Raw genomic sequence first — 21,136 nt, 5'->3', positions numbered from 1 at the left:
CTCAACAGTTTCAACCATACTCCATAAACCTCCACAACGATAGTCCGCCCCACCTACCAGACCGGGGCCCGGTATGCAAGCCCTGATTTTCGGCTCAAGCGGGATTTCACGCGGGTTTCCGGCGCCGCGGGGGCGCCAATCCCCCAGGGTTTTGCAGGGGATGCGCGAGCCTCGGGCCGGGCCGGCGGGCCGCCCCGGCGCGGCCGAAATTTTTCCCCTCAGGCCAGGGCCACGAGGTCATAAGTCTGGGCCTCGTGGATGGTGGCCGCAACCAGTTTCCCGGGGGCCACGCCCTCGCCGCTGACGTAGGTCACCCCGTCGGCTTCCGGTGCCTGGAACCAGCAGCGCCCCACGTGCAGCCCCGGCCATTCCTCGTGCGCCCGGTCCACCAGTACCTGCTGGGTGGTGTCCTCGTATCCGGCCAGGATGTCGGCGCTGATGCGCGCCTGCTGTTCCATGAGCGCGGCGCGGCGCTCGGCGATGACGGCTTCGGGCACCTTGCCGGGCAGGCCGTGGGCCCGGGTGCCCTCCTCGTCGCAGTAGCCGAACACGCCCAGGTGGTGGAAGCGGGCCTGGGCGGCGAAGTCCATGAGCGCCTGGAAATGGGCCTCGGTTTCTCCGGGGTAGCCGACGATGAGGCTGGTGCGCAGGGCGGCTTCGGGGAAGCGCTCGCGCACGCGTTCGACGACCAGGCGCGGGTCGCGCGCGAAGGGGCGGCCCATGCTTTTGAGTATCTCCGGGTGGGCGTGTTGCAGGGGGATGTCGAAATAGGGCACGAGCGGCGGCCCGGCCTGGCGCATGAAGTCCAGCAGTTCGGGGGTCAGCCCGCCGGGGTAGAGGTACATGGGCCGCAGCCACGCGAGCCCCTGCAGGGGCAGCAGGGCTTCGAGCACGGCGGCCAGCCCCCGGGGGTCGTCCAGGTCGCGGCCCCAGGCCGTGAGGTCCTGGGCCACGAGCACCAGCTCGCGCACGCCCGAGGCCAGCAGCGCCGCGGCCTCGTCGCGGATGGCGCCCACAGGGCGGCTGACCAGGGGCCCGCGGATGCCCGGGATGGTGCAGAAGGAGCAGCGGTGGTCGCAGCCTTCGGCCACCTTGAGGTAGGCGTAGCCCGGGCCGGTGGAGAGCACGCGGCCCGGGGGCTCGGGCGCGGGCAGCGCGCGGCCCAGGGCGGCGGCGATGCGCTCGGGCCAGCGGTGCAGCTCGCGCGTGGGCAGCCAGAGGTCCACCTCGGGGATTTCGCGGGCCAGCTCGTCGCCGTAGCGGCCCACGAGGCAGCCGACCACGGCCAGCAGCGGCCGGGGTTCGGCGTCCTCGATGGCCTGGGCCAGATCGAGGATGGTTTCCACCGATTCCTCCACGGCCGGAGCGATGAAGCCGCAGGTGTTGACCAGCACCACGTCGGCCCCGGCGGGGTCGTCGCAGGGCGTGAGCCCGGGGCCGAAGCAGGCCAGCAGGCCCTCGGTATCCACGCGGTTCTTGGGGCAGCCCAGGCTGAGGGAGTGGACCTTGATGCGTTCCATGGGAATGTTCCTCGTCGGGATCGGGGTGGCCGGGCGCGGCCCGGCGGGCAGGTCTGGGCGTATAGTACTTGAATGCGCAGGGCAAGGGGAGTATCCGATAGGCAAAAGCCCCGCAGGCGCGGGGCGGGGGGAGCGATGGCCCAGGGTCCGACCCCGGAGCGCGTCCCGGGGCGTCTTTTGGACTGCGAGCCGGGCCGTGCCGTGGACATGAGCACTTTCCTGGCCGCCGTGGTCGACGGCCTGGAGGAGGACATCCTGCTGCTGGACCGCGACGGGCGCGTGGTGGACGTGAACCGGACCATGTACGCGCGCCTGGGGCGGACCAAGGAGGAGGTCGTCGGCCTGCATTGCAGCGCCCTGGAGGGCGGGGACTTCTGCCGCAGGCCGCGCGGGCGCTGCCCCTACCAGGAAACCCTGGCCACCGGGCGCAAGGCCGAGGCCGTGCATTCCCAGGTCGGGCCCGACGGGCGCGTGCAGTTCGTGCGCGTATACACCTATCCCCTGAACGACGCCGCCGGGCACACCACCCACGTGGTCGAGATGCGCCGCGACATCACGGCGCGGACCTTCACCGAGCAGCGCCTGCAACAGGCCCAGAAAATGGCCGCCATCGGCGAGATGTCGACCTACATCGCCCACGAGATCAGGAACCCGCTGTTCGCCATCGGCGGCTTCGCCCAGGCGCTGTTGCGCCGGGTGGACCTGGCCGAGGAGGTCCGCGCCAAGGTGTCCATCATCATGGAGGAATCGCGGCGGCTGGACGCCATCCTGCGCAGCATCCTCAACTACGCCCGGCCCTCGGACGCGCGCTCCGAGGCCGTGGACGTGAACCTCGTGGTCGGCGAGACCGTGCAGCTCATGACTATCGGCTGCGAGCCCGAGGGCATCCGGCTGGTCACGGACCTGGACCCCGACGTGGCCCGGGCCAAGGGCGTGGCCGAATTGCTCAAGCAGTGCCTGGTGAACATGCTCAAGAACTCCATGGAGGCCATGGCCGGGCGCGGAGGCGTCATCACCGTGCGCACGGCCATGAGCGGGGCCATGGTCCTGGTCCAGGTGCGCGACCAGGGCGGGGGCATCCCCGAGGCCATCCGGGACAAGATATTCAACCCCTTCTTCAGCACAAAGGATACCGGCTCCGGCCTGGGCCTGGCCATGATCCGCAAGATCGTGGAGGAGGCCGGGGGCAGCGTGGAGCTGGAAAGCAAGGTCGGCCACGGCACGGTGGTCACCCTGCTGCTGCCCCCGGCCCTGGCCGTGGACAGCGGCCCCCTGGACGAGACCGTCCGCCCCGCGTAGAAATCCCCCGTGCGGCGCGCGGCGCCGTTTTCGTTCACCCCCAAGGCGCAAGGAGATTCCGTGGGCAAGGTCGTGCTGGCAACGAGGAACCGGGGCAAGATCGCCGAGCTGGGCGTCATGCTCGCGGCATACGGCATCGAGGTCGTCGGCCTGGACGCCTTTCCCGAGGTGGGCGAGGTGGTCGAGGACGGCGCGACTTTCGAGGAGAACGCGCGCAAGAAGGCCCGGGCCGTGGCCGAGGCCACCGGGCTGGTGGCCGTTGCCGACGACTCCGGGCTGGAAGTGGACGCCCTGGGCGGCGCGCCGGGGGTCTATTCCGCGCGCTACGCGGGCCCCGGCGCCGACGACGCGGCCAACAACGTCAGGCTCCTGGCCGCCCTGGCGGACGTGCCCGAGGCGGGCCGGACCTGCCGCTTCCGCTGCGTGATGCTCGCGCGCACGCCGGACGGGCGGGAGCTGGCGGCCCACGGCGCCTGGGAGGGCCGCGTGGCCGCCGCCCCGGCGGGCGACGGCGGCTTCGGCTACGACCCGCTGTTCATCGACCTCGGCACCGGGCGCCGCGCGGCGCAGATGACCCGCGAGGAGAAAAACGCCGTGAGCCACCGGGGCCGCGCCCTGCGCGCCCTGCTGGCGGGCTGGCCGGGCTTCCTGGCCGGGGCGGGCCTTGAGTAGCCCCGGCTCTTGCGCTATTGCAGGGCTTTCCCGGACCTGACACCCCACCCGAACCCGAGAGGTCGGCACCATGTGTGGAATCATCGGCTATGCGGGCCACAGGCCCGCCGTGCCTCTGCTTATCGAGGGCCTGCGCCGCCTGGAATACCGCGGCTACGACTCCGCCGGCGTGGCCTACATCGAGGCGGGCGCCCTGCGCCTGCTGCGCGCCGAGGGCAAGCTCGGCGAACTGGAAAAGAAGATCAACGGCCGCGACGTGACCATGGCCACCACGGGCATCGGGCACACCCGCTGGGCGACCCACGGCGTGCCCGTGGAGCGCAACGCCCACCCGCACAAGGACAATTCGGGCCGTCTGGCCCTCATCCACAACGGCATCATCGAGAACTACCAGGAGCGCAAGAACGAGCTTTTGGAGCTGGGCTACACCTTCGCCTCGGAAACGGACACCGAGGTGCTGGTGAATCTCATCGCCGAGGGCGTGAAAGAGACCGGGAGCATCCTGCGGGCCATGTCCTGGGCGTTTGCCCGGGTGGAGGGCGCCTATGCGGTGGCCCTGGTCAGCCCCGACGAGCCGGGGGTGGTCTACGCCGCGCGCAAGTCCAGCCCGCTGGTGTTCGGCCAGGGCGTGGGCGAGAACTTCGTGGCCTCGGACATTCCGGCCTTTTTGCCCTACACCCGCGAGGTGGCCTTCCTGGAGGACGGGGAGCTGGTGCGCCTGGACGCCAACTCCTGGCAGGTGTTCGACGCGGCGACCCTGGAGCCCGTGGACAAGCCCCTGCATCACATCACCTGGGACGTGCAGTCCGCCCAGAAGGGCGGCTACAAGCACTTCATGCTCAAGGAGATTTTCGAACAGCCCCGGGTGGTGGCCGACTGTCTGGCCGGGCGGGTGGACCTGCGCGCCGGGCGCGTGCGCCTGCCCGAGCTGGACGGCCTGGAGCCGCCCCGGCGGCTGACCATCGTGGCCTGCGGCACTTCGTACCATGCGGGCCTGTGGGGCGCCGCGCTCATCGAGTCCTGGGCGCGCATCCCCGTGCGCGTGGAAATCGCCTCCGAGTTCCGCTACCGCGACCTGCTGCTGGACGGCGACGACGTGGTCCTGGCCGTCAGCCAGTCGGGCGAGACCGCCGACACCCTGGCGGGCATGCGCCGGGCGCGCGAACTGGGCGCGCGGGTGCTCGGGCTGTGCAACGTGGTGGGCTCCACGGTCTCGCGCGAGGCCGAGCGCGTGGTCTACACCCAGGCCGGGCCGGAGATCAGCGTGGCCTCCACCAAGGCCATGTGCAGCCAGTTGACGGTGCTCTACCTGCTGGCGCTGTATTGGGGCGCGGCCAAGGGCACGTTGCCCGCCGAGGTCGCCGCCCGGGCGCTGACGGGCGTGCATGGGCTGCCGCAGGTCATCGAGGCCGAGCTGCCGCGCATGCGCGAGCGGGCCTGCGAACTGGCGCGCAAGTACGCCAGCGTGCGCAGCTTCATGTACCTCGGACGCGGCCAGAGCTTCCCCCTGGCCCTGGAGGGCGCCCTGAAGCTCAAGGAAATCTCCTACATCCATGCCGAGGGCTACGCCTCGGGCGAGATGAAGCACGGGCCCATCGCCCTCATCGAGCCGGACTTCCCGACCTTCGCCCTGGCCCTGCGCGACCCGCTGTTCCCCAAGGTGAAGTCCAACCTGGAGGAGGTCCAGGCGCGCGACGGGCGCATCGTGGCCCTGACCCACCCGGGCCTGGACCTGGCCGTGGACGACCCCTGGATCATCCCCGAGGTCTGGGGCCCGCTCAACGCCTTCCTGGCCCTGCCCTGCCTGCAACTGTTCGCCTACGAGATGGCCGACTACCTGGGCAAGGACGTGGACCAGCCCCGCAACCTGGCCAAGAGCGTGACCGTGGAATAGGGCGCAGTCGAGGAACGGGCGAGGTGTGGGAGGAAAGTGAATTTATATACTGTAACGTAATGTTGTACTGAAAATAGAGTTGCATACTCGAAGCCGCTCCGATCCCTCCTCGAACGAGTGATGCTGAGCGGCTTTTTCATGGACTCAAAAAAGCGCAAGCAATCCGAGTTGAGGTTTGCGAAACGGGTCAAGGAAGGGCGTGGTTCAGCCGAGGCCGGGACTACGAGAAATGGCCCTGGAAAACTGGACCATGAGCCAAGGTGGACATACGCTGTCGCAAGGAGGCAGCCAATATCCCGGAAGAGAAGGAAGTTTACCAAGGAACTGCACGCCGGAATTGGCCAACTGACGGCGGAGAAGGATTTTTTGCAACAAGCCTTCGCCAGGATTTGAGCTGCGAGCGAAGGCGGAGAATGGTCGACAAGGGCCATCCCTCGCTCAATATCCGTCGGCAGGGCGGCCTGTTGGGCCTGAATCGGTCGACGCTCTACCACCAGCCCCAGGGCGAATCGCCGGACATGCTGGCGCTGATGCGGCACCTCGACGAGTTGTTCATGGAGGGCGATCCGTACATGGCGGCCATTATGGATGGCGTCGCCGGGCAGTGCTGCCGTGGCGCCCGTCGAACACCATGGACGACGACTCCTGTGCATCCGCCCGGAAATGATGTCACGAACAGATACGGCGTGCCGGATATCTTCAGCACGGACCAGAAGCGTACTTCATCAGTTTCTACGCCGAGTGGCCGAACAACCGAAACCACGTCTGCTGGGGCTTCACAATGTGATGACCAAGCAAGGGGAGTATATAGTCCAGCTCCCGGGAGGAGGCAGGTCAACGAAAGAGGAGCGTTTAAGCCGATCGGGAGAGTGAGCCTCGTCATGGCGGAGTTTGATTTCCAGGCGCAGACCGCATAGGGATCAGCCGAGGACAGTGCCGCAAGGAGCCGCTTGGATGAAGACCCTGATCATCGACGACGACGAGCATATCGCCAGGACGCTGGCCATCAAGCTGGAGGACCTGGGGTTCGACGTGCAGACTGCGTCCACCGTCGCGCAGGGGGTGGCCTCGTTCCGGGCGTTGCTGCCCGAGGTCGTCCTGTTGGATCTCAGGCTGCCCGACGGCGACGGGCTCGGCGTGCTTGAAGAGTTGCTGGCCATCGCCCCGGAGACCACCGTGGTCATGATCACGGCCCACGGCTCCGTGGACACGGCCGTGGAGGCCATGCGCAAGGGGGCCTTCGACTATTTGCAGAAGCCCTTCGGCACCGCCGACGTGACGCGCCTGGCCCGGGTGCTGCGGCGCGTGCGGCGCCTGGAGTCCGAGGTGCGCGACCTGCGGGACGAGTTGGAAGGCACCACCCAGCACGGGGATTTCATAACCCGCAACGCCGAGCTCAAGCGCCTTCTGGACATGGCGCGCCAAGTCGCCGAATCGGACGCCGGGCTGCTGGTCACCGGGGAGAGCGGCACGGGCAAGGGGCTTCTGGCGCAGCTCATCCACAGTTGGAGCCCACGCAGCGCCCGGCCCTGCATCACCGTGGACTGCACGCTGCTGCAGGAGGCCCTGCTGGAGAGCGACCTCTTCGGCCACGTCAAGGGGGCGTTTACCGGGGCCACGCGGAACAAGAAGGGCAAGCTGCTCACCGCCGACGGGGGCACCTTGTTCCTCGACGAGATCGGCGACCTGCCGCTGCCCCTCCAAGCCAAGCTGCTGCGCTTCCTGCAGAGCCACGAGTTCGAGGCCGTGGGCGACACGAAGACCCGGCAGGTGGACGTGCGCATCATCGCCGCGACGAATCACAGTCTCGAGGAAATGGTCGCGGCGGGATCCTTTCGCCAGGACCTGTACTTCCGGTTGAACGTCGTGGGGCTGGCCATGCCGCCCCTGTGCGCGCGCCGCGACGACGTCGACCTGCTGGTCGAGCATTACGCCGGGCGTTTCGCCCAGCGCTACGGCAAGCCCGGCGTCCGCTTCTCCCGGGAGGCCCTGGACGCCCTGCGGTCCTACGATTGGCCCGGCAACGTGCGGGAACTCGTCAACGTCGTGGAACGGGGCGTGGTCCTGACCCGCACCGGCCTCGTCACGCCCGAGCTCCTTCCGGCCCTGGCCCCGGCGGCCCCGGCGGGAGCCCCCGCTTTGACCCTGCGCGAGGTCGAACGCGAGCACATCCGGCGCACCCTCCTGCAATCCGCAACGCTGGAGGAGGCCGCGACCACCCTGGGCATCGACCCGACAACACTCTGGAGAAAAAGGAAAAAATACGACATCTGAACCCTTGCATTGCAAGTTGCAATGTGCCCGTATTGCAATTTGCAAGAAATCGCCCTTCCCAGCCCCGCCGTACAGTCAGGTTCCAGATGCATTCTGCTGAAATAGCTGCGTAATTCAAATTGGCCCCCATCTTGCTCATTCCCAGGCAAGCCGTACGCCCACGGCCCAGAGGAAACGCAAGCATGGAATTCAAGCCCTACATCCTGTGCAGTCCCGCGGAAGACGGCCCGCGCATGCCCGCCGCCGTGGCGCGCGTGCGTTCCCCCCTGCGCTGCCTCCGCCTGGCCGGGGAGGCCGGGGTGCGGGCGGTCTTCGTCTCCTTCCACGGCGCGACCCTGGGCGAACGCGAGACCCTGCTCGACCTGTGCCGCCATCTGAAGCCGGGCGCGGACGGTTCCGGCCTCCTGGTGGTCGCGCTGCTGCCGGAGCCCCACCGGGACCTGCTGGAATGGTTGCGGGAGATGCGCGTGGATCGGGTTTGCTTCGCCACGGTGCACGCCTTCGCGAAACTGGCGGCGCGGGCCAAGGTCGACGCATTCCCCTGGGAAGCACTCGGGGGCGGCCCTCCGCGTGACGTGCTGCACAGCGTCTGCCCGTACCTCGGGCACCAGGCGACCCCCGGCGGGCACGAACTGCCCCTGTGCGGGGCCTATGCCAACCGCATGGTCATCGGGGGGGACAGGCTGCGCGACTATTGCTGCTGTCCGCACCACGTGCGATGTGAGTTCTACCGGCAACCTCATCCCCCGGGAGACGTCGTATGAAGGGCATCCCATTCCGGTCGCTCCGGACGCTGCGTTCGCGGATACTCTTGGGCTACGGCTTCGCGCTGTGCCTCATGGCCGTGGGCATCGGCTGGTCCGTGGCCAATCTCTCCACCCTGGGCCAGGCCTCGGACTCCATCCTGCGCGAGAACTACAAGTCCATCCTCGCCGCCGAGAACATGATCAACGCCGTCGAGCGCCAGGACAGCGCACTGCTGGCCCACATGCTGGGCATCGACGCCGGAGCCATGAGTCAGTTCCGCTCCCGCCAGGGCGAATTCCAGCAATGGCTCGGCCGCGCCAAGGACAACATCACCATCGACGGAGAACGGGAGATCCTCGGGACCATCGAGGGCGTCTACGGGCGCTATGTGGAACACGTTGCGGGTATGTTCGCCCTGCCCGCGGGCGAGCCGTCGGCCTCCGGGACCTATTCGCGCGAGGTCCTGCCCCTGTTCAACGAAGTCCGCAAGTCCTGCACCGCCCTGCGGCAGATCAACCAGGCGACCATGGTCGATGCCAGCGAGCAGGCCCAGCGCCTTGCTCAGCGGGCGATCTGGAGCACCGTCAGCACAGGTGCGGTGGTCATCGGCTTCGGCCTGCTGTTGAGCTTCATCCTGGCCTCCCGCTTGGCCCGCCCGGTGGAACGCATGCGCGAGGCGACCCTGCGCTTGGCAGAGGGCGACTACGGCGTGGAAGTCCCGGAACGGGGCGGCGACGAGCTCGCCGACCTGTCGGCGCAGTTCAACCGCATGGCGCGGCGCCTGCGGCACTATCACGACCTGAACATCGGCAACATCCTGGCCGAGAAGCGCAAGACGGAAGCCATCCTGCAGAGCGTGGACGACGGGATCGTGGTTATCGACATGAATCTCGCCGTGAGCGACCTCAACCCCCTGGCCTGCCGCATCTTTGGGGTGCGCCGCGACGATGTGCGGGGCGACGGCGTCCTGGAGGCCCTGGGGCGAGAGCAGATCTTCGCGCAGGTGAAGCAGGCCGCCGAAACCGGCCGCCAGCCGGACATCCCCGCCGAGCAAGCCATCCTGGACGTCACCGAAGGCGAGAAGACCAGCTACTTCCAGTATTCCGTGACCCCCGTGCGCGGGGGCAGCGACAAGGTCCTCGGGGTGCTGCTCGTGCTTCGCGACGTGACCCGGCTGCACGAACTGGATCGCCTCAAGTCGGAATTCGTCATGACCGCCTCGCACGAGTTGCGGACTCCCCTGACCAGCATAGGCATGAGCGTCGACCTACTGCTGGAGCGGGGTCTGGAGCGCTTCGACGATCGTGAACGGGAACTGCTGCGCATCGCCCAGGAGGACGTGCAGCGGCTGAAGGCGCTGGTCACCGAACTCTTGGACCTGTCGCGCATCGAGGCCGGGCGGATGGAGATGGAATTCGAGAGCGTGCCCCCGGGGCTGTTGTGCGACAAGGCCGTTTCCGTCCTGGCCGGTCAGGCCGGGCAGAAGGCCGTCGCCCTGCGCGCGCAGTGCGCCCCGGACGCGCCCTCGGTCCGGGCCGATCCCAACAAGATCACCTGGGTCTTGGTGAACCTCGCGGGGAACGCCCTGCGCCACACCGACGCAGGGGGGCGCATCGACGTCCGGGCCGTCCGGGCCGGTGAATTCGTCCATTTCTCCGTGGCCGACGACGGCGAGGGCATCCCCAGGGAATTCCAGGGCAAGATCTTCGACAAGTTCGTGCAGCTCAAGTCGGAGCGCACCAGCGGCGGCAGCGGCCTGGGGCTCTCCATCTGCCGAGAGATCGTCCGCGCGCACGGCGGGGCCATTTGGGTTGAGTCCGAGCCCGGCAAGGGCAGCACCTTCACCTTCACTCTGCCGCTGGTCTGAGCGGCTGCGGAGGAAACCATGCAGGAAAGACGTCCCATCCTCGTCGTGGACGACGAGAAGAACATCCGCCTCACGCTGTCCGAAGCTCTGGGAAGTATCGCTCCCGTGGACACGGCCATGAACGGCGAAGAGGCCCTGGAAATGCTCGTAGCCAAGGACTACGCCGTGGTGCTGCTGGACCTCAAAATGCCGGGAATGGACGGTATGGCCGTGCTGCGCGAGGTGGCTGCCCACAGGCCCGACGTGCGCTTCATCATCATCACGGCGCATGGCAGCGTGGAGAACGCCGTGGAGGCCATGAAGCTCGGTGCGGTGGACTACATCCAAAAGCCCTTCACGCCGGAGGAAATCCGCTTCCTGGTGCTGGCGGTACTGCGCAGGGAGGTCCTGGACCCCGACTCCGTGCGGCTGGTCGAGGAATACCTCGAGCTGGCCAAACGGCACATCAACAGGCGCAACTTCGACGCCGCCCTGGAGGTCCTGCTCCGGGCCTCGGGCATCGAACCCCGCAGGGCTGACGTCTTCAACCTCCTGGGTGCCATCCATGAGATCCAGGGCCGCAGGCGGGAAGCCATCGACAACTACCGCACCGCCTACTGGGCCGACCAGTCCCACAGCCCGGCCCGCGAGAACCTGGAGCGGATCATGGGCGCGCTGCCCGAAGCCCGGGCCATCAACCTGGGTGAAGGCACTGGCGGGGAGGGCTGAACCATGACCCATCATTCCCCGTTCGGACGCAGCCTGACCGTGGTTGTCGTCGGCTGTGGCCGCCTGGGCTCCTACGTGGCCAACAATCTGTCCGCAAAGGGCCGCTACGTCATCGTCGCGGATCGCAATCCTCAGGCCTTCGGCGCGCTCAGCGGCGAGTTCAGCGGCTACAGCGTCGAGGCCGACGCCTCGGAATTCCAAACCTTGCGTACCCTTGCGCTCGACAAGGCGGACGCGGTCCTGGCCTGTACGGACAACGACAACTTGAACATCCTGGTGGCCCAGGCCGCGCGCGAGGTTTTCGGCGTGCGCAATGTCCTGGCTCGGGTGCTTGAATCCGGACGCGCCGGGCTGTGCGACGAACTCGGCCTGCCCATGGTCAGCCCCGCTTCCGTGGCGGGCGACGTGTTCCTGGCGGCCATGGCCGGAGCAGACAAGGAGGGAAGCTGATGCCCGTTTTGCGCATACTCATCGCCGGAGAGGGGCACCGGATATTCTTCCTGGCCTGCGACTTCATCTCCCAGGGGCATCAGGTGACCATCGTCACGCCGGACGCCGCCGGGGGGAAGACGCTCTCGCGGCGCCTCAAGGCCCTGGTGATCGTGGGCGACCCCAGCAACCCGGACGTGCTGCGCGAGGCCGGGGCCGAGGACATGAGCGTCGTGCTGGCCATATCCCCGCGCGACGAGGACAATCTGGTCATCTGCCAGAGTGCGCTGCGTCTTTTCGGGGTCGCCCGCACGGTGGCCCTGGTCAACGACCCCGAGATGGTGGACGTCTTCCAGCGGCTCGGGGTGACCCGCGCCTTTACCCTCACCCACCTGCTGGCTACCATCATCGAACGCCGGGTCGAAACCCAGAGCGTGCTCAACCTCGTGCCCCTGGACGAGGGGGGCGTGAACCTTACCGAGATCGTCCTGGAGGCGCCTTCGCCAGTGGCCGGGAAGACCCTGGCCGAGGTCCGGCTGCCCGTTGGCGGTCTCGTGGCCTGCATCATCCGCGAGGGGCGGCCCGTCATCCCCGGCGGCGACACACGGCTGGAGGCAGGGGATCGGCTCACCGTTCTGACCCAGCCGGACAACCACGCAGCGGTCATCCGGGTGCTGACCGGCGAGGGGCGACGCGCATGATCCGCACCAGCCCGCTCCGGCGCGATGTCGTGCGCCGCTACGGCGTGATTCTGGCCTACACGGGGCTGCTCTGGGCCTTGACCGGGCTGCTCCTGCTGGCGCCCCTCGCGGGCCTGCCGTTCTTCCCGGAAGAAGCCGCGCTTACGCCGCACTTCCTTGTCCCTGCGGGTGGGCTCCTGGCCGCCGGGCTCGGCCTGTGGCTGCCGTTCCATGGCCGGATGTCACATGCCCTGGACATCGCCGAGGGCGGCGTCATCGTCGTCCTGGGGTGGGCCGGAGCCTGCATCGGGGCGGCCTGGCCGTTCGTCGGCATCCTGGGCCTGGGGCCGACCCAGGCGTTGTTCGAGTCCGTAAGCGGCCTGACCACCACGGGCCTGTCCGTGGTGGACGTGACAACGGCTCCCCGGCTCGTGCTGCTGTGGCGCAGCATCATGCAGTGCACCGGTGGCGCGGGGCTCGCGATTATCATGCTCGCGGCGGTCACCGGACCGGCGGGCACCGGCCTGCCCGGGGCCGAGGGCCGCACGGATCAACTTCTGCCCCACGTGCGCAAGTCCGCGGCCCTGGTCGTCACGATCTACTGCGGCTACGCCGCCGCCGCCACCCTGGCCTACGCCCTGGCGGGCATGTCCTGGTTCGACGCGCTGAACCACGCCTTCACGGTCATCTCCACCGGAGGCTTCTCCACGCGACCCGAAAGCATCGGGGCCTGGGATTCCCCTGTGGTCGAGGGCGTGACTGTGGTCTTCATGATCCTGGGGTCGCTCAACTTCCTGACGGCGCACCTGCTGCTGACCGGGAGGCTGCGGGCCGTATGGCGCAACAGCGAACTGCGCTTCGCCATCGTCTCCATCCTGCTGGGTGGGCTCTGCGTGCTGCTGTTCGTGGTCGGGGATCTTTACGCACCGTGGACCAGGGCCCTGCGGGTGGCCCTGTTCGAGGTGGCCAGCGCCGCCACGACAACCGGATTCAACACCGTGGGCTACAGCGCCTGGAACGCCCTGGGGCTGCATATCCTGATTCTGCTCATGCTCGTGGGCGGGGGCAGCGGGTCTACGGCGGGAGGGCTGAAGCAGTACCGTGCCGTCTTGATGCTGAACGCCGTCATCTGGGAAATCCGCCGCAGGGCACGGCCCCGTGGGGCCCTGCAGCCCCTGACCATCAGCCATGGCCGGAACACGGAATATATGGACACCCCACGCATCGCCGAGACCGGCATCTTCCTTGTTTTCTACCTGACCCTGTGGGCGCTGGGCGTCTGTGTGCTGGCGGCGCACGGCTATCCCCTGCGCGATTGCCTGTTTGAATTCGCCTCGGCCCTGGGCACCGTTGGCCTTTCCGTGGGGATCACGGGGGCAGGAGCCCCGACGGGAGTCCTGTGGGTGGAAACGGCGGGCATGTTCCTGGGGCGGCTGGAGATGTTCGTGGTATTCGTGGCCCTGTTCAAGGTGGCCCGGGACGCGCCCCGAATCGTCCGGGCCCTGGCGGAGCACTGACCGTGCGCAGGAAGACGGCGCGCCATTTCGGGCCTGCGGCGCTCGTCCTGGGCAGTTTCCTGGCGGCCATCGCCGCAGGAACGGCCCTGCTTATGATCCCGGCGGCGACCACACAGGAAGGCATCTCCCTGCTCGATGCGCTGTTCACCGCAACCTCGGCCATCTGCGTCACGGGGCTTGTGGTGGTGGACACCGGGACGCACTTCACCGGACTCGGCCAGGGCGTCATCCTGGGGCTCATCCAGGCCGGGGGCCTGGGCATCATGACCTACACGGTGATGATCTACCAGCTCTTCGGCAAGAGCCTGCCGTTCACCCACTTGCGGGTCATGCACGGCACGTTCTCCCATGCCCCCCGGGAGGACATCCTGGGCCTCATCCGCTCGATCTTCGTGTTCACGGCGCTGGCGGAGCTGCTCGGCACGGCGCTGTTGTTCCACGTCTTCGTCGAGCACCACGCCCCGGGTCGGGCCATGTACCTGGCGGCGTTCCACTCCGTCTCGGCCTTCTGCAACGCCGGGTTCTCCCTGTTCCCGGACAGCTTCATGGCCTACCGCAGCGATGCGCTGCTGAACGTCACGGTCTGCGCCCTCATCGTCACCGGAGGCCTCGGATTTCCCGTGGGGTACGACCTGTACCAGCGGGCGCTGAAGGGGCGCCGGTCGAGACTCGCCGTGCAGACCCGGGTGGTTTTGTGGACCACCGCGATGCTCATCGTGGCCGGGACGCTGCTGTTCTGGCTGGGCGAGCGCGACAACGCCCTGCGCGGCCTGGGGCCGGGCGAGGCGCTGCTCGCCTCGGTGTTCCAGTCCGTGACCTGCCGCACGGCGGGCTTCAACACGGTGGACATCGGCGGGCTGACCAGCGCCACGCTGTGCTTCGTCTTTTTCCTGATGTTCGTCGGGGCCTCGCCGGGCTCCTGCGGCGGCGGGATCAAAACCACGACCCTGGCGGTCCTCGGCGCCTTCGCGCTGGGCCGCATCCGCCGCAGGGTGCGGGTCAACCTGTTCCACAGGAGCCTTCCCCACGAGACAGTGAGCCGGGCCCTGGCCCTGGTGGCCCTGTCGGCGAGCCTCATCTTCGGCTTGTTCCTGCTGCTGCTCTTCACCTCGGGGCACGAGGCCGTCGGCGTCGGCCACGAGCGCTTCCTGGCCTACCTCTTCGAACTCGTGTCGGCTTTCGGAACCGTCGGGCTGTCCATGGGGGCCACCGGGGAACTGAACGCCTGGGGCAAAGGAATCGTCATCCTGATGATGTTCATCGGGCGCGTCGGTGTTTTCACGTTCGCCTACCTCGTCGCGGGGGCGAAGCCCAACCGGGGCTTCGAGCTGGCCGAGGAAAGCGTCATGATCGGATAGGAGGAGCCAATGAAGCGCTTCGCCGTCATCGGCCTCGGCAAGTTCGGTTTCCAGATCGCCAAGTCGCTGTACGAGGAAGGCAACGAGGTCGTGGCCATAGACAACGACAAGAACCAGGTGGACCAGATAGCCCCCTACTGCACGGAGGCCATCCTGCTGGACGCCAGGGACCGCGAGAAGCTCGCCCAGCTCGGCCTGCAGCACATGGACACCGTGGTCATCAGCACCGGAACGAGCATCAGCACGAGCATCCTGCTCAGCCTGCACATGCGCGAGCTCGGGGTGCGCAAGGTCCTGGTCAAGGCCCTGGACGACGACCACGCCAAGATTCTGAAGCTCGTCGGCGCCACGGACACCATGAACCCCGAAAAGGACATGGCCAAGAAGGTCGCCCGCGGCCTGTCCACGCCCAACGTACTGGATTTCATCCCCCTGGAGGAGGACTTCAGCCTCGTCCAGATCACGCCCCCGCCCGGCTTCATCGGGCACAGCCTGGCCGAGCTGAACCTGCGCGCCAATCACAACGTCTTCGTCATCGGCATCCGCCGCCCTTCCGGCATCGAATTGGTCCCCTCCGCCGACGCATCCATCAAGGCCGACGACGTGCTGCTCATCCTGGGCATGACCCAGGACATTGATCGGTTGAAGAGAACCTAGTGGAGGAGGGGCGGGCCGCCCGGATTCCCGAAATGCCCGCCGCCCAGGCCGGGCGGCCAGGGGGGGGGCCAGACGACTCCGCATATCGACACCGAAGACGGACAGGAATCGCATTGCCTTTGGCACCTTTCAGGGCAACTATCGGCTCCGTTTTCGTTCTCAGAATGCAGATGGTTCGTAAAAAATAGAGTGGGCCGGATGTAATCGCTGTTGGTGTGGCGCATCGGACGTGCACAGGCATGGATTGAGTATTGCTCGAACCTTGAGTACGTAACTTTATATTTTAGCCTTTGAGTCGTTTCCTTTGGAGCCTTGTTTTTCGGCGCACATCTTCTAAGAAATTGACCGAAATCTCCGTCACGTGATTTCAAATCGTTTTGGAGATTTCAGTGTACACCTTTATTTTTTCTCCGACAGCATGTGTCGGCCCGTATCATGCCATAAAGAGAGGCCCCCGGCATTGCTGTTGCCGGGGGCCTTTTGCGTGGGCTTGGCCGGGATGAAAGGCTGTGTGTCGCAGTGTAATGAAATTGTATATTGATTCAAAGAGCAATAGCGTTTCCGATGGCGGGCGGGGAGCGGGTGAAGTCGTCGACCCGTCACGGCATAGCAAAACCTTCGGCATTGCTGAGGCCGGAGTGCGACCTCCCCGGTTTTTTTGGGTTCATCCGGTTGAGGCGTCTTTGACCTCGTGAATGTCCATGATCCCGAGCATGAAGAAGTCCATGTTGCGGTAACCGCAGGCTTGGCGTTTTATAATTTACTTATATGCGTCAGAAGATATATGCATGTCCATGCACTACGCCCATACCCTCCCGAACAGGCCCGAATCGGAATGGGAGCCTCTGGACGCCCACCTGCGCGCCGTGGCGGAACGCGCGGGAGCGTTCGCCGCCGCCTTCGGAGCGCAGCCCTGGGGCGAGGCCGCCGCGCTGCTGCACGACATCGGCAAGGCCGGGGCCGGGGTGCAGGAGTATCTGCGGGCCAGCGCCGCCGGGTGCGGGCCAAAACGCGGGCCGGATCATTCCTCCGCCGGGGCGGTGCTCGCCGAGCGCCATGGCCCCAAGATTCTGGGCAAGCTGCTGGCCTATGCGGTCGCCGGGCATCACAGCGGCCTGCCCGACGGGGTGACCGATCTTCCTCGGCGATTGCAAAAGTCTGTGCCACCTGGCGTGGCCCTGTCGCCCGAAGCGGAAACCCTGTTGGCGGCTCTGCCGGGGCTGCCGCTGGCCCTGCGCAGGCGGACCGTCGGATTCCAGCTCATGTTTTTCATCCGGATGCTGTTTTCCTGCCTGGTGGACGCCGATTCGTTGTGTACCGAAGCGTTCATGGACCCGAACCGGGCCGCGTGGCGCAGCGGGTATCCGGCTTTGCCGGATCTGCGCCAGCGGCTGGCCGCGCATATGGCCGTGCTGGCCGCCGACGCACAGCCTACGGCGGTGAACGCCCTGCGGGCCGAAGTTCTGGCGGCATGCGGCGAGCGGGCCGCGCAGGCTCCCGGCTTGTTTTCCCTGACGGTGCCCACCGGCGGCGGCAAGACCCTGGCCTCCCTGAGCTTCGCCCTGAACCATGCCCTGACCCATGGCCTGCGCCGTGTCATCTACGTCATTCCCTATACCAATATCATCGAACAGAACGCGGCGGTCTTCCGCATGGCGCTGGGCGACCTGGGGCCGGAAGCGGTGCTGGAACACCATTCCAACTTCGAATGGCCCGACGAGGCCGACGAAGGTCAGGAAACCCGCCGCGCCCGGTTGGCCGTGGAGAACTGGGATGCGCCCGTGGTCGTCACCACCAGCGTGCAGTTCTTCGAGTCCCTGTTCGCGTCCAGACGCTCGGCCTGCCGCAAGCTGCACAACATCGCCCGTTCCGTGGTGGTCCTGGATGAAGCCCAGATGCTGCCCACGGAGTACCTGCGGCCCTGCCTGGAGGCCCTGCGCGAACTTTGCACCAATTACGGCACGAGCGCGGTGCTCTGCACGGCCACTCAGCCCGCCCTGAACAAGGGGGAACTGCCGGATGGCCTGGACGGGGTACGCGAAATCGCCCCGGAGCCCGAAGAGCTTTACGCCCGGTTGCGCCGTACCCGAGTGACGGACCTGGGCTCCCTGGACGATGCGGCGCTGGCCGCCCGCTTGGCGGGCCATGATCAAGTGCTGTGTATCCTGAACACCCGGGCCCAGGCCCGGCGGGTCTATACGCTCCTGGCCGGGCAGCGGGACGGAGACAACGCCGAAAGTTCCGCTTGGGAAAACGGATTTTTCCACCTTTCGGCCAGCATGTGCCCGGCACACCGCTCCCGGCAGTTGGGGCGCATCCGGCAACGGCTATTGGACCGTCTGCCGTGCCGGGTTGTCTCGACGCAGTTGGTTGAGGCGGGGGTCGATTTGGACCTTCCGGTGGTGTACCGGGCCTTGGCCGGGCTGGATTCCCTGGCGCAGGCCGCCGGGCGCTGCAACCGCGAGGGCCGGTTGCCCTGGGGCGATGTTTTTCTGTTTGCCCCCGGGGGCGGGCTTTCGCCGACGGGAAAACCGCCGTCGTTTTTGACACGGCCCGTGGAGGCGGCGCGAACCACCCTGCGCCGCCATGGCGCGGACCCGCTGGCCCTGGCCGCCACGCGGGCCTATTTTCAGGAATTGTACTGGCGCGAAGGCGAATGGCTGGACCGGGAACAGATCCTGGCGCGCATTGAAGAGGGTGGCGGCAGCCAGGATTTTCCGTTCCCGGAGATTGCAAAGGCCGTGAAAATTGTTGATGAATATTCAGTTCCCGTCGTGATCCCTTGGGACGATACCGCGCGGGCCGTCGTGCGGGAACTGGAATACGCCGAGTTCCCGGCCCGGTTGTTGCGACGGCTGCAACGCTACATCGTGACCCTGCCGCCCCGGGCGCGCGACGCGCTCCTGGCCGCTGGCGCGGCCCGGCTGGTGACCCCGGAGTGTGCCGTGCTGGAAAACATAGGCCTGTACCGCGATGACCTGGGGTTGTGCCTGGACGACCCGGCGGTTTGGGATGCGGAGGAGTTGACGGTATGAAAACCCGAAGGAGGTGCCCATGTCCTACGGCGTGAGCCTCAAGGTCTGGGGGGAGTATGCTTGCTTCACCCGGCCCGAGTTCAAATCCGAGCGCGTGAGCTACGACGTGATTACGCCCTCGGCGGCACGCGGGCTGCTGGAGGCCATCTACTGGAAGCCGGCCATCGCCTGGGTGGTGGACCGCATCCGTGTCCTCAGCCCCATTCGTTTCGATACCGTGCGGCGCAATGAGGTGGGGCACAAGTTGCCCCTGGGCAACGTGACCAAGGCCATGCGCGACGGCGTGAGCCCGGTGGAGATCGTTGTCGAGGATGCGCGCCAGCAGCGGGCCACCCTGCTGCTGCGCGATGTGTGCTACGTCATTGACGCTCATTTCGAGGCCCGCGACGCGGACGGACGCAACAGCGCCAAGCACCGCGAAATGTTCCTGCGTCGCGCGGCCAAGGGCCAGTGCTTCCATGGGCCCTACCTGGGCTGCCGCGAATTTCCGGCCTGCTTTGAACCCCTGGATGGCGCGCCCCCGCAGCCCGACGACGCCCTGCTCGGCCAGCGCGACCTGGGCTGGATGCTGCACGACCTGGTCTATGGTCAGGACGGCGAGCGCGAGGCCCGTTTCTTCCGTGCGCGCATGAGCGATGGCGTCATAGACGTGCCGCCTTTGGAGTCGGTGGAGGTGCGCGCATGATCCTGCAAGCTTTGTACGCCTATTATCAGCGCTTGGCCGATGACCCGGATCAGGACGTACCCCGGCCCGGGTACAGCAACGAAAAGATGCACTTCGCCCTGGTGCTGTCACCCCAAGGGAAACTGTTGGCCGTGGAGGACCTGCGCCGCGCGCAAGGTAAGAAACGGCTGCCCCAGGAAATGTTCGTTCCGGCTGCGGTGAAGCGTACTGTGGCTGTGGCCCCGAATTTCCTGTGGGACAACACCGGCTACGTGCTTGGGGCGGACGCCAAGGGCAAACCCGATCGAGCCCTGGAATGCTTCCAGGCCTTCCGCGACCTCGTCCACCGCGCCACCGTCGGGCCGCAGGCTCCCGCTATGGCCGTGCAGGACGCCGGGCTGGCCTCCGTGCGCGCCTTTTTGGCGGCCTGGGAGCCCGAGCGGGCCGCCGAGGTCATTGGTGCCTTCCAGCCCTGGGAGGATGTGGCGGGTTGGAACGTGATCTTTCGCCTGGATGGTGAGCGGGGCTATGTGCATGAGCGCCCGGCAGCTCGCGCGGCCTGGGAGGCTCTGGGCGTCGGGGCAGGCGAAGGCGAGACCGCGTTTTGCCTGATCACCGGGCAACGCGGGGCCGTGGCCCGGTTGCACCCTTCCATCAAGGGGGTGCGTGGCGCCCAGTCTTCGGGGGCGGCGTTGGTGTCCTTCAACTGCGATGCCTTTACGTCCCATGGCAAGGAGCAGAACTTCAACGCGCCTGTTTCCGAGTCCGCGACCTTTGCCTATTCCACTGCTCTGAACCGCCTGTTGCGCCGGGGCAGCCGCCGCACGGTGCAGATCGGCGACGCCACCACGGTCTTCTGGACCGAGGCGCCCGCAGGGATGGAAGAGCTGTTCGGCCTGTTCCTGGGCGCCCGGATGGACGACGACGCGGCCGAAGGCGCCCCGGCGGAGGACGGCGGAACCGCGCAGAAGGTGCGGGCGGCCCTGGAGGCCATCCGCGACGGCAAGAACCCCGCCGAGTTGGGCGATGCCGCCGTGGGCTTCTACGTGCTGGGCCTGGCACCCAACGCGGCGCGCTTAGCGGTGCGCTTCTTCGAAGCCACGTCCGTAGGCGAGATGGGACGGCGCCTGGGGCGGCACTTCCGCGCCCTGGCCATGGAGCGCCGCTCGGAGCGCGAGCCCGAGTTCCCGGGCCTGTGGCAACTGCTCATCGAGCTGGCGCCGCTGCGCAAGACCGAGAATATCCCGCCGGTGCTGGGCGGGGCCATCATGCGCGCCATCCTCGCAGGGCGGCCCTATCCGCACAGCCTGCTGACCACGATCATCGAACGCATCCGCGCGGATCACGAGGTTTCCTACCTGCGCGCCGCGCTGCTCAAGGCCTATTTTACCCGCGCCCAGGACGCGCAACACAAGGAGGTCGGCATGACTCTGGATACCGCAAAAGCGAACATCGGCTATCGTCTGGGGCGACTGTTCGCCGTGCTGGAAAAGGCCCAGCAGGACGCCCTGCCGGGCATCAACGCCACCATCAAGGATCGCTTCTACGGCGCGGCCTCCGCCACGCCCCGGGCGGTTTTCCCCAAGCTCATCAAGCTGGCCCAGCACCATATCGCCAAGGCCAAGTACGGCTACGTTTCCGACAAGCGCCTGGGCGAGATCATGGAAGACCTGTCCGCATTCCCGGCGCACCTGTCCGTGGCAGCCCAGGGCGAGTTCGCCCTGGGCTATTACCAGCAACGCAACGCCCTGTGGCGCAAGGCCGAAACCGACGACCAGACCACCAACCCCGACGACGCCGCGTAATCAAGGAGGA

The 21,136-nt window shown here is 67.2% G+C and carries 17 protein-coding genes; 16 read left to right on the top strand and 1 reads right to left on the bottom strand.

What is annotated here, in order from left to right:
• Positions 1–218: 218 nt before the first annotated feature.
• Entirely contained in the window at positions 219–1,520 is a 1,302-nt protein-coding gene (rimO, locus tag ACZ5KV_RS04855; protein ID WP_464241220.1) for a 30S ribosomal protein S12 methylthiotransferase RimO, read from the bottom strand.
• A gap of 207 nt (positions 1,521–1,727) precedes the next feature.
• Between rimO and ACZ5KV_RS04850 the strand changes: the two genes are divergently transcribed.
• From ACZ5KV_RS04850 to cas8c, 16 genes are all read left to right on the top strand, one after another.
• Positions 1,728–2,819, top strand: a complete 1,092-nt coding sequence (locus ACZ5KV_RS04850) for a two-component system sensor histidine kinase NtrB (protein WP_464241219.1) — start codon at positions 1,728–1,730, stop codon at positions 2,817–2,819.
• Between the two features lie 117 nt (positions 2,820–2,936).
• Positions 2,937–3,491, top strand: coding sequence for an RdgB/HAM1 family non-canonical purine NTP pyrophosphatase (gene rdgB, locus ACZ5KV_RS04845; protein ID WP_464241805.1), 555 nt, complete (start codon positions 2,937–2,939; stop codon positions 3,489–3,491).
• Between the two features lie 70 nt (positions 3,492–3,561).
• A complete protein-coding gene (gene glmS / locus ACZ5KV_RS04840) occupies positions 3,562–5,385 on the top strand; it encodes a glutamine--fructose-6-phosphate transaminase (isomerizing) (RefSeq protein WP_464241218.1) in 1,824 nt (607 codons plus the stop codon).
• 260 nt (positions 5,386–5,645) lie between these two features.
• On the top strand, positions 5,646–6,302 hold the full coding sequence (locus tag ACZ5KV_RS04835) for a hypothetical protein (protein WP_464241217.1): 657 nt from the start codon (positions 5,646–5,648) through the stop codon (positions 6,300–6,302).
• 37 nt (positions 6,303–6,339) lie between these two features.
• The gene (locus tag ACZ5KV_RS04830) at positions 6,340–7,659 is read left to right on the top strand and encodes a sigma-54-dependent transcriptional regulator (protein WP_464241216.1); all 1,320 of its coding nucleotides are present in this window, start codon (positions 6,340–6,342) and stop codon (positions 7,657–7,659) included.
• Between the two features lie 182 nt (positions 7,660–7,841).
• Positions 7,842–8,423 (top strand): hypothetical protein, encoded by a 582-nt coding sequence (locus ACZ5KV_RS04825; protein WP_464241215.1) that lies wholly within the window; start codon positions 7,842–7,844, stop codon positions 8,421–8,423.
• Positions 8,420–10,273: a sensor histidine kinase gene (locus ACZ5KV_RS04820; RefSeq protein ID WP_464241214.1), complete on the top strand. Its 1,854-nt coding sequence runs from the start codon at positions 8,420–8,422 to the stop codon at positions 10,271–10,273. Before ACZ5KV_RS04825 ends, ACZ5KV_RS04820 begins: the two co-directional genes overlap by 4 nt.
• An 18-nt stretch (positions 10,274–10,291) precedes the next feature.
• Complete coding sequence (locus ACZ5KV_RS04815; RefSeq protein ID WP_464241213.1) at positions 10,292–10,981, top strand: tetratricopeptide repeat protein; 690 nt, start codon at positions 10,292–10,294, stop codon at positions 10,979–10,981.
• A 3-nt stretch (positions 10,982–10,984) separates the two neighbouring features.
• The gene (locus ACZ5KV_RS04810; RefSeq protein ID WP_464241212.1) at positions 10,985–11,431 is read left to right on the top strand and encodes a potassium channel family protein; all 447 of its coding nucleotides are present in this window, start codon (positions 10,985–10,987) and stop codon (positions 11,429–11,431) included.
• The gene (locus ACZ5KV_RS04805; RefSeq protein WP_464241211.1) at positions 11,431–12,111 is read left to right on the top strand and encodes a potassium channel family protein; all 681 of its coding nucleotides are present in this window, start codon (positions 11,431–11,433) and stop codon (positions 12,109–12,111) included. The genes ACZ5KV_RS04810 and ACZ5KV_RS04805 overlap by 1 nt, the downstream gene beginning before the upstream one ends.
• Complete coding sequence (locus ACZ5KV_RS04800) at positions 12,108–13,607, top strand: TrkH family potassium uptake protein (RefSeq protein WP_464241210.1); 1,500 nt, start codon at positions 12,108–12,110, stop codon at positions 13,605–13,607. Before ACZ5KV_RS04805 ends, ACZ5KV_RS04800 begins: the two co-directional genes overlap by 4 nt.
• 2 nt (positions 13,608–13,609) lie before the next feature.
• A complete protein-coding gene (locus ACZ5KV_RS04795) occupies positions 13,610–14,965 on the top strand; it encodes a TrkH family potassium uptake protein (protein ID WP_464241209.1) in 1,356 nt (451 codons plus the stop codon).
• Positions 14,966–14,974: 9 nt separating this feature from the next.
• Positions 14,975–15,622, top strand: a complete 648-nt coding sequence (locus ACZ5KV_RS04790; protein ID WP_464241208.1) for a potassium channel family protein — start codon at positions 14,975–14,977, stop codon at positions 15,620–15,622.
• Between the two features lie 788 nt (positions 15,623–16,410).
• Positions 16,411–18,657 carry a CRISPR-associated endonuclease Cas3'' gene (locus ACZ5KV_RS04785; protein ID WP_464241207.1) on the top strand — a complete coding sequence of 749 codons (2,247 nt, stop codon included), beginning with the start codon at positions 16,411–16,413 and terminating at the stop codon, positions 18,655–18,657.
• Between the two features lie 19 nt (positions 18,658–18,676).
• A complete protein-coding gene (cas5c, locus tag ACZ5KV_RS04780) occupies positions 18,677–19,342 on the top strand; it encodes a type I-C CRISPR-associated protein Cas5c (protein WP_464241206.1) in 666 nt (221 codons plus the stop codon).
• Complete coding sequence (gene cas8c, locus ACZ5KV_RS04775; protein WP_464241205.1) at positions 19,339–21,126, top strand: type I-C CRISPR-associated protein Cas8c/Csd1; 1,788 nt, start codon at positions 19,339–19,341, stop codon at positions 21,124–21,126. Before cas5c ends, cas8c begins: the two co-directional genes overlap by 4 nt.
• Positions 21,127–21,136: the final 10 nt, after the last annotated feature.

Source organism: Desulfocurvus thunnarius, assembly GCF_055390965.1.
This window is presented reverse-complemented; position numbering and strand designations above follow the sequence as displayed.